The organism is Sphingobium sp. PNB (genome assembly GCF_019873065.1).
GTDB classification, from domain to species: Bacteria; Pseudomonadota; Alphaproteobacteria; order Sphingomonadales; family Sphingomonadaceae; genus Sphingobium; species Sphingobium fuliginis.
Window position 1 is genome coordinate 65560 of sequence record NZ_JAINEZ010000016.1, and the last position, 9886, is coordinate 75445.

Annotated in this window: 7 protein-coding genes; all 7 read left to right on the forward strand. The window is 66.1% G+C overall.

The annotated features are described in order from the left end of the window. Positions 1-16: 16 nt before the first annotated feature. The 7 genes from K7W03_RS08170 (at position 17) to K7W03_RS08200 (ending at position 9804) form a co-directional block, all read left to right on the forward strand. Positions 17-460 (forward strand): PDZ domain-containing protein, encoded by a 444-nt coding sequence (locus tag K7W03_RS08170; RefSeq protein ID WP_082166153.1) that lies wholly within the window; start codon positions 17-19, stop codon positions 458-460. Next, positions 457-1140, forward strand: a complete 684-nt coding sequence (locus tag K7W03_RS08175) for a response regulator transcription factor (protein WP_222885985.1) — start codon at positions 457-459, stop codon at positions 1138-1140. Before K7W03_RS08170 ends, K7W03_RS08175 begins: the two co-directional genes overlap by 4 nt. A gap of 271 nt (positions 1141-1411) precedes the next feature. Beyond that, complete coding sequence (locus K7W03_RS08180) at positions 1412-2704, forward strand: sensor histidine kinase (protein ID WP_048576720.1); 1293 nt, start codon at positions 1412-1414, stop codon at positions 2702-2704. Between the two features lie 307 nt (positions 2705-3011). Continuing rightward, entirely contained in the window at positions 3012-4007 is a 996-nt protein-coding gene (locus tag K7W03_RS08185) for a LacI family DNA-binding transcriptional regulator (protein ID WP_137709449.1), read from the forward strand. A 72-nt stretch (positions 4008-4079) separates the two neighbouring features. Further along, positions 4080-5303 carry an HlyD family secretion protein gene (locus tag K7W03_RS08190; RefSeq protein ID WP_226869897.1) on the forward strand — a complete coding sequence of 408 codons (1224 nt, stop codon included), beginning with the start codon at positions 4080-4082 and terminating at the stop codon, positions 5301-5303. A 7-nt stretch (positions 5304-5310) separates the two neighbouring features. After that, complete coding sequence (locus K7W03_RS08195) at positions 5311-7257, forward strand: glycosyltransferase (RefSeq protein ID WP_222885986.1); 1947 nt, start codon at positions 5311-5313, stop codon at positions 7255-7257. 156 nt (positions 7258-7413) lie between these two features. After that, on the forward strand, positions 7414-9804 hold the full coding sequence (locus K7W03_RS08200) for a membrane-bound PQQ-dependent dehydrogenase, glucose/quinate/shikimate family (RefSeq protein WP_222885987.1): 2391 nt from the start codon (positions 7414-7416) through the stop codon (positions 9802-9804). Positions 9805-9886 lie beyond the last annotated feature (82 nt).

Consider the following 9886-nt stretch of genomic DNA (forward strand, 5'->3'; position numbering starts at 1 on the left):
TGACATGGCGGCGCCCATGGATCATCCTCCCGCCCATGAAAGCGGGTGCATGGACAGGCAGAGGCTGAGCCACGCGGCATCGGGCGTCCTTCTGGCGGCGCTGGCGCTCTGCGCGCTGGTCATGAGCGGCGCCTTTTTCCTGCACGTGCGCCATGCCGGCGACGACCGGATGGAGGTGGCGGCCGCGCAGGCCCGCGCCCTGCCCGGCATCACCCTCAGCAACGGCATGCCGGCGGGATCGGGCGTGGTCGTCACCAGCATGGAAACCGACGGCCAGGCGGCGCGCCTGGGCATCCGCGTCGGGGACGGCGTCGTCAGCCTGGACGGCATGCCGATCCGCTCGCTGGATCAGGCCAGCGCCTATCTGCTACACCATCCCCAGCCGAGGATCATGCTGGGGCTGAAACATGCGGACCATATGCGCGTGGTGATGCTGGACCGGCCGGAAGGGGAAAGATGAGCCACAAGATATTGGTGGTGGAGGACGACGCGGCGACCGCCGCCTATGTGGCCAAGGGCATGGGCGAGGCGGGCTTCACCGTCGACCGGGCGGACAATGGCCGCGACGGCCTGTTCCTGGCGAGCGACGGCAGCTATGGCGCGATCATCCTCGACCGGATGATGCCGGCGATGGACGGCATGGCAATGCTGAAGGCCCTGCGCGCGGCGGCGATCGAGACGCCGGTCATCATCCTTTCCGCCCTCGGCACGCCGGAGGACCGGGTGGAAGGGCTGACCAGCGGCGCGGACGATTATCTGGTGAAGCCCTTCGCCTTTGCCGAGCTGATGGCCCGCGTCCAGTTGCTGCTGCGCCGGGGCGGCGGCAGCGCGGTAGTCACCCATTTGCGGCACGGGGACCTGGAGATGGACCTGCTTTCCCGCCGGGTGAAGCGCGGATCGCGCACCATCGACCTGCAACCGCGCGAGTTCCGCCTGCTGGAATATTTCCTGCGCCATCCCGATCAGGTGGTGACGCGGACCATGCTGCTGGAGGGCGTCTGGGACTATCATTTCGATCCGGGCACCAACGTCATCGACGTGCATGTCAGCCGCCTGCGCCGCAAGCTGGACGAAGGCGGGGACAAGCCCTTGCTGCATACGGTGCGCGGCATGGGCTATCGACTGGGACCGGAGAGTTAGAGCCAATCGACATTCAGATGATGACGAGCCGTAAATGGTGGTTTTCCGTGGCCCGGAGCGCAGCCTGCTCAAGGTATGTGAGCACCGGAAGCACGGAAAAGCGTCATTTGCAGGCCGTCAGGGCTGAATGCCGATTGGCTCCAGGGCGTGCGGGACGGCGTCCATGACCGCTTCCGGCCATCCTAAGACCCTCCCCTCCCGCCGCTGGTTCGGCTTTGCCCGTTCGACCATCGGGCGCTTCGTCGGGCTGGCCTTCCTCTGCCAGTTCCTGGTGACCGGCGGCGTGCTGCTGTTCGTGCAGCAGGCGAGCCAGCGCACCGTCGTGGCCGCCGACCGGCAGGCGGTGGAGGATGCCCGCGACGACCTGCTCGCGCTCCATCGCAGCGGCGGGGCGGCGGCCCTGCGGTCAGAGATCGCCCGGCGTTTCCGCGCCATAGAGGGGGAGCGCGCCGTGCTGCTGCTGACCGACAGGGCGGGACGGCCGGTCAGCGGCAATCTGGGCGCCTGGCCCGCCGGGCTGGCCGCAGACGGGCGCTGGCAGATCATGTCGCTCTACCGCATCGGCCGCGACGCGCCGGAACCGATGGGCGTCATTCCCGTGAAGCTGCGCGGCGGCGGGCAATTGCTGACCGGCATGGTCGTTTCCAACAGCCTGCAACTTACCCGCATCTATGAGGAGGCGCTGACCGTCGCCTTCGTCATGAGCCTGGTGCTGGCGCTGGGCATCGCGATCATGCTGGGCCGCATATTGGCGCGGCAGGTTTCCGACATAGCGGAAACCGCCAACGACGTCGCCGTGGGTGCGCTGGACCGGCGGGTGCCGACCGATGGCAGCGGCGACGCCTTCGACCGGCTCGGCCAGTCGATCAACGCCATGCTGGAACGGATCGACGCGCTGGTGACGCAGCTTCGCATGATGACAGACGGCCTTGCCCACGACCTTAAATCCCCGGTGACGCGGCTGATCTCCGTGGTCGAGCAGGCCAGCGCCCAGACGCGGGACGACACCGCGCTCGATGCCTTGGAAAAGGTGCATCATGAAGCGCAGACGCTGCGTTCCATGTTGACCACGGCGCTGCTCATCAGCCGGACCGAGGCGGGCTTCGGGGGCGACCAGCGGCGCGACACCCATGTTGCGGAATTGCTGCGCGACGTGGGCGAAATCTATGGCCCGCTGGTGGAGGATAGCGGCTTTGCGCTGGCCATTTCCGCGCCTGACGCGCTGACCTTTCCGCTTCATCGCGAACTGGTGAGCCAGTCGCTCGCCAATCTCATCGAAAACGCGCTCTATTATGCGGAAAGCGGCGACCGCATCGAACTGAGTGCGGCGATCGAGGGTGGCGACCTTCTCATCGCCGTGGCGGACAATGGCCCGGGCATCCCGGCGGAGAGCCGTCCCGCAGCCTTGAAGCGCTTCGGCCGGCTCGACCCGGCGCGCGGCAAGCCGGGATCGGGGCTGGGCCTGTCCCTGGTGGAAGCGGTGGCGCGGCTGCATCATGGCATGGTGACGCTGGCGGATAATGGTCCCGGCCTGAAAGTCCTGCTGACCCTGCGCCGACCGTGAAAAGCGCATCCCGGGCAACGGCCTGAAGCGTGCAGTTCATCCGACCGCCGCCCGGGATGACAGCCGTTGCCTTGCTTGGAGAGTATGACAACGTTGTCTTGCTGCTCTAGACCGTTACCGATGCCGGATCAAGGACAATTTTCACGGCTCCCGCGACCAATTTCCCTGAGTTACGTACCATATTTACGATTCCGGCATGAATATCGGCGTCTGGCGGTGCCGTTATCCGGGTAAACGTTGTTTCCTCCATCGGCCTTCCATGGCAAGACCGGTGCATGACCGTCCTTTCTTTCGCTCAGCCCCGCTGATGCCCAGCATCCATGACGTTGCGGCACTGGCCCGCGTATCGATCAAGACCGTCTCCCGGGTGGTCAACCAGGCGCCCAATGTCAGCGAGGAGCTGCGCGAAAGGGTGACGGCGGCGATCCGCCAGCTTGGATACCGGCCCAACCAGTCCGCGCGGCGGCTGGCTGGCGGGCGATCCTTCATGATCGCCTTCCTCTACAACAATCCCGCGCCCTCCTATAATGGCGGCATCCAGTCGGGTGCGGCGAACCGGTGCCGGGACCTGGGCTATCATCTGGTGGTGGAGCCGATGCCACTGACAGGGGAAGAACGGTTCGCCATTCTCGACCGCCTGGTCGCAGCACTGCGGCCCGATGGCGTCTTCCTGGTGCCGCCCCTGTCGGACGACGCGCAATTGCTCCAGCGGCTGTCCGAACTGAAGCTGCCCTGCGCCCGCATCGCCGGATCGGTGATGGCGGAAAGCTTCAACATCCCCACGCCGGAGCGTGCGGCCGGCCGGATGATCGCGGATCATCTGATCGGCCTTGGCCATCGCCGCATCGGCGTGATCACCCCACCCGCCAGCCACAAGGCGGCAATGCAGCGCGTCGAGGGCTTTCGCGACGGCATGGCCGCGGCGAACCTGCCGCTGGAGGAGTCTCTGTTCGTCGAAGGCGCCTTCGATTTCGAGTCAGGCATAAAGGCTGGTGAGCATCTGCTGTCCCGAGGCAAGCGCCCCACCGCGATCTTCGCGACCAATGACGACATGGCGCTGGGCACGCTGACCGTCGCGCACCGGCTGAAGCTGCGCGTGCCGGAGGACCTGTCTGTTGTCGGTTTCGACGACACACCCGCCGGCCTCACGGCCTGGCCGCCCCTCACCACCGTCAGCCAGCCGCTGGAGGCGATGGGCAGCGCCGTGATCGACGCGCTCGCGGGCGGCTCCGCCGATGCGCCGCACTTCACCTTCAGGCTGGTGCAGCGCGATAGTTCCGGCCCGGCGCCGGCCGGGGCATGAAGCCGGCAGGCGGCGCCTCCAACCTTTCTTAATTATGTCCATGTATGATTCGCCCATCAGATTGGGGGCGAAATGAGCGTAGAAGCCAAATTTCCATCCGATGGTGCAAAGGAATTGCGGCTGGCCGAGGGCGACGGGCGGCAATGGTTCCACCTTCCGCGGCGAATGCTGGTCGGCGGCCTTCTGCTGATCATGGCCTTCGCAGTGCTGGTGCGCAGCTTTATCTTCACGGCGGGTTACAATACCACTTTGGTGGCGGACACGGGCCTGGTCAGGGCGCCGATCTCCGGCGAAGTCGACCGGCTGGGCGCGAACGTCGGCGACCGCGTGACGCGGAACCAATTGCTGGGGAGCTTCGCCGCGCCGGTGGGCCTGTCGGCGGCCGTCCGCGCCGGATCGGAAGATGTGGACCAGCTCAAGGCGAAACTGGCCAGTATCGACGGCCGGATGGCGGCCCTCAGGGCTGACGCCGACCATATCCGCCGCGAATCGGGCATCTACCGGTCCGAAAAGCTGGTGCAGATGGATGCCGTCGCGGACGAAAGCTCCGCCCAACTGTCGGCCGCGCAGGCTCGGTTGGCCTTTGCGCAGAAACAGTTGGACCGCACCCGCGCCCTCGCCGGCCGCGGCTTCATCAGCGCAGCCGGGCTTGAGAAGGCGGAACAGGATCAGCGCGCCGCCCTGGCGGACAGGAATGCGGCGATGGCACGCCGCCGCACGAACCTGATCGAGGCGCATGCCGCGGGCCAAGGGCTGTTCCTCAACAACGGCTACAGCAATGTCCAATATTCGACCCAGCGCCTGAGCGATCTCAATCTGGCGTTGAGCGAATTGCGGGGCGAGAGGGAGAACCTGACCGCAGCGCTGGCCAAGGCGCAAAAGCTGAGCGGCGATGGCAAGGCCGGCGCCATGCGGCGGCTGCAGCTTCCGTTGCAGGCGAGCATCGACGGCCGGGTCTGGGCGAAGGTCGCCGCCCCCGGGGAGTCGCTGCGTGAAGGCGATCCGATCTACATGCTGGCCGACTGTTCGTCCTTCTTCGCCTATTTCACCGTGGGCCGCAGCGCCTATAGCAGGCTCGCCATCGGTTCGCCCGTGACGTTCATCGCCTTTTCGAACGGCGATCGCTGGCCGGGAACCGTCGTCAACATGGGGGTCAGCGATCCGTCCCAGCTCCGCGTCACCAGCCATGTCCCCAATCCCGCCGCAGGCGAATATCTGATCGGCGCGCGGATCATGCTGGACGCGAAGGGCAAGAAGCAGTGCCCGGTCGGCACGGCGGGCCGGGTGGTGCTGTAACGCGGCCATGAACCCCGCCGAGATCCCATCCTATTTCTGGGGCCTCGCCACCCTTGGCCTCTGCCTGCTGATCTTTCCCAAACTCAGGCCGGCCAACCCGCTGCATCGGCTGATCGTCAGCGGCGCCGCGATCGGATCGATCCTGATCTACATGACATGGCGCATGGTCGCCACGCTCGACCTGGACACGCCCGGTTCCGCCCTGCTTTCCGTGGGCTTCTTCATGCTGGAGGTCTGCTCCACCCTGGGCGGGGTGCTGGTGCTGGTCGTGCTGACGCGGCGGCGCGACCGACTGAAGGACGTCAGCGGCAACATACGCTGGCTGCATGTCAACAGGCCCAGCGCCGCGATCTTCATCTGCACCTATAATGAAGATGTCGGGATTCTCGACCGCACGATTACCGGCGCCCTCAACCAGAATTATCCGGCGAAGGTCTTCCTGCTGGATGACGGCCGGCGGCCGGAGGTGGAGGCGCTGTGCCGCCGTCGCGACGTGGAATGGCTGACGCGGCCGGATAATGCTCATGCCAAGGCCGGCAATATGAACGCAGGCCTGGCGACACTGGCCGCGCGTGGCGAGATGCCGGATTTCATCGCCATATTGGATGCGGATTTCGTCGCCCTGCCCAATTTCATGTCCCATTGCGTGGCCCTGTTCCAGGACCCGACCGTGGGGGTGGTCCAGACGCCGCAGCATTTCTTCAACCCCGATCCGCTGCAACACAGGATCAAGGGGCATCTGGACCTGCCCGACGAACAGCGCTTCTTCTTCGACACCTTGCTGCCGGCCAAGGACGGATGGGGCACCGCCTTTTCCTGCGGGACGTCGTCCGTCGTCCGCACCGCCGCGCTTGCCGAGATCGGCGGATTCCCGACCGACAGCATTACCGAAGACATGCTGCTGTCGATCCGCATGAAAGAGCATGGCTTCGTCACCGCCTATCTGAACGAAAAGCTCAGCCTTGGCCTCGCGCCGGAAGGGATCGGCGAATATTGCACCCAGCGCATCCGCTGGTGCATCGGCGCGATGCAGATCATGCGCAGCGCCGACGGCCTGTTCTCGCGCAAGGGTCTGGGCTGGATCGACAGGATGAGCCTGCTGGAAACCCTGCTCTACTGGATGGGCAGCTTTCCCTTCCGCCTCGCCTGCCTGCTGGTGCCGATCCTCTACTGGATGACGGGCCTCACCATCATGGATGCGCCGATCGGCGAGCTTGCGACATTCCTGCTGCCCCGCATCCTGGTGGAAGCCTTCGCCATCAGCTGGTATTCCAACGGCCGGATACTCCCGCTTCTGACCGACACGTCCCAGTTGCTGGTCGCGCCGGAGATCGTGGCCGCATCCTGCCACACCCTGCTGTTCCCCGGGGAGCGGCCGTTCAAGGTGACCAACAAGGGCGGCGACCGTTCCCGGACGGTGATCCACTGGAAATTGCTGTCGCGCTTTGCGGTCGTGCTTCTGCTGACCGTGGGCGGGATGCTGTTCGGCTATGGCTCGCCACTGGCGCCGACCTTCTTCTCGGACCAGAAGGGCATCGTGGCGTTCTGGAGCATGTACAACGTCCTCGTCTGCATCATCGCCATCATCGTCTGCGTCGAAACGCCGCGAAGGGCGGAAGAGCGGGCGCCCATCAGCGGAACGGCGCTTTTCAGCGCAGGGGACAGCGCCACCCCGGTCCGGCTGCTCGACATTTCGTCGAGCGGCGTGGCCTTCGCCAATGAAGGCGGCTGGCGCATAGGCGACAGGGGCACGATTTCCATCAGGGAGCTTGGCGAGGTTCCGGCGATCGTCGCGCGCATCACGGATCGCGTCGTGGGGGCCAAAATCCTCCTTTCGCCGCAGCAGCAGGTGGCGCTCACGCATTTCCAGTTCGCCGGCGACCGCATGCGCACGCCGGAGGTATCGACGCTCGGCAGCGTCCTGGCCCTGATCAGAGGTCTTGCGCTGAACTGAGCGGAGGACCGCTTCCGACAAAGCCATTCGAACCCGCGGGCAGCAAGGGCGCAACCTCCGGCAAGGCCCGTCTTCGTTTGCGTCTCTCCTCACTTCCCGAAACGGAACATCGCTGCTGCGCGACGGTTTGCTTGCGAGATCATCGGAGGCAAATCGATGAAGTCCGGCCGCCAGACTGCAAAATTGCTGAAGGTCATCGCGGTCCTGATAGGCGCCGTCGGCACGGCCAATCTGATCGGCGGCATCTGGCTCGCCTCATTGGGCGGAAGCTCCTTCTATGCGGCCGCGGGATTGACGATGCTGGCCAGCGCCTTTCTGCTCTGGAAGCGGCGCGCGGCCGCCCTGCATCTGTTCGCGGCGCTCGTCCTCGCCACGATGGCCTGGGCCTGGGTGGAAATCGGCGTGGACTGGTGGCCGCTCGTTCCGCGCGGCGATCTGATCTTCCTCTTCGGCCTGCTGCTGATCCTGCCATGGACCGTGCGGCGCCTCGCGCCGGCTGGGGAGTGGGTGCGAAACGCCGGTCCCCTGGCGGTGGCGCTGGCGATCGCCGGCATCTTCGGCCTGGCCGCGCTGATGCGCGACGTCCACAATCTCGACGGCACGCTTCCTGGCCCGCGCAGCGCGATCGCGCCGGAGCCGAACGCAATGCCCGATGATGACTGGCAAGCCTATGCCCGAAGCTGGCGTGGCGACAAATTCTCGCCCCTGACCCAGCTCACGCCCGCCAATGTCGGCAAGCTGGAGGTGGCGTGGCAATTGCGGACGGGCGATCTCAAGCGCTCGGGCGATCCGGGCGAGACGACCTATGAAATGACCCCGATCAAGGTCGACGATACCGTCTATCTCTGCACGCCGCATAATCGGGTGATCGCTGTCGACGCGGAGACGGGCAGGGAGCGCTGGAGGTTCGATCCGCTGATCAGGACTTCGGCAAGGAACATGCAGCATCTCACCTGCCGCGGCCCTTCCTATTGGGATTCATCGCGCGCGGGTGCGAGCGCCGCCGACTGTCCCCGGCGCATCTTCCTCGCCACGAACGACAGCCGCCTGATTGCGCTGGACCCGCGCACGGGCGCGCCGTGCCGCAGCTTCGGACGCGCCGGGACCGTCAGCCTGCTCCCGGGGCAACCTCATTATAATGGCGGCTGGTATCAGGTGACGTCCGCGCCCCTTGTCGCGCATGGCCTGGTCGTGACCGGCGGCGCGGTTTACGACAATATCTCCACCGACGTGCCCTCGGGCGTCATCCGTGCCTATGACGCGCTCACGGGCCGACTGGTCTGGAATTTCGATCCGGGCAATCCGGACAGCACCGCCCCGCTGGGCGCGGGCCGGCACTACACGCCCTCTTCCCCCAACAGCTGGAGCACGCCGGCCGCTGACGAGGCGCTGGGCCTGATCTATCTGCCGATGGGGATGGGCGCTGTCGACCAATGGGGCGGCAGGCGGCCCGCGACGACCGAACGGTTCGCCACTTCGGTCCTGGCGCTGGACATCGTGACCGGAAGGCCGCGCTGGGTGTTCCAGACGGTCCATCACGACCTGTGGGACATGGACGTCCCGGCCCAGCCGGCGCTGGTCGATCTGGACCTGCCCGGCCGCGGCCGGGTGCCGGCGCTGGTGCAGTCGACCAAGACCGGCAATCTCTTCGTCCTCGACCGCCGGAACGGCAAGCCCCTGTTCCCGGTGGAGGAGCGCCCCGTCCCGGGCGGCGCTGCGCCGGGCGACCGCCTGTCGCCCACCCAGCCCTTTTCCGCCATATCCCTGATGCCCGCCCCGGCGCGAGAAAGGGACATGTGGGGCGCAACCATGCTCGACCAGCTTTATTGCCGCATCCGGTTCAAGTCGCTCTACTATAAGGGGCCCTTCACGCCGCCCTCATTGCGGGGGACGCTGGTGTTCCCGGGAAATTTCGGCGTGATGGACTGGGGCGGCATTTCGATAGACCCGATCCGCCAGGCCGCATTCGCCCATCCCAACCATATCGCTTTCGTGGACAGGCTCATCCCCCGCGCGGAAATGGAGGACCATGGCGTACGGGGGCCGGCGGGCGGCTCCGACCGGCGCGGATCGGACGAGCAGGGGTACAATCCCAATGCGGGCGCCCCCTTCGCGGTCGACATGAACCCCTTCCTGTCCTTCGCAGGCCTGCCCTGCCAGTCGCCGCCATGGGGTTATGTCGCGGGCATCGACCTGCGGTCCGGCAGGAAGGTCTGGGAACATAAGAACGGCACGATCCGCGACGAAACCTTCCTGCCTATCCCGTTCAAGCTGGGCGTTCCATCGCTGGGCGGTCCGATGTCGACGGCAGGGGGGCTCACCTTCATGGCGGCGGCGATCGACAATTATCTGCGCGCCTATGACACGCGCACCGGCAAGGTGCTGTGGCGTGCCCGCCTTCCGGCCGGGGGACAGGCGACGCCGATGTCCTATCGGTCGAGGGCGAGCGGGCGGCAGTTCGTGATCGTCGTTGCAGGCGGGCATGGCTCCCTCGGCACGAAGCTGGGCGATCATGTCATCGCCTATGCTCTGCCCAGACAGCCTTAGCCCGCCTTATTCACCAAAAGTGTCCTGAAGGGTTGGCGGGAGTGGCGTAAGCCTCTGATCTGAATTAGGAACTGGGTGTCTA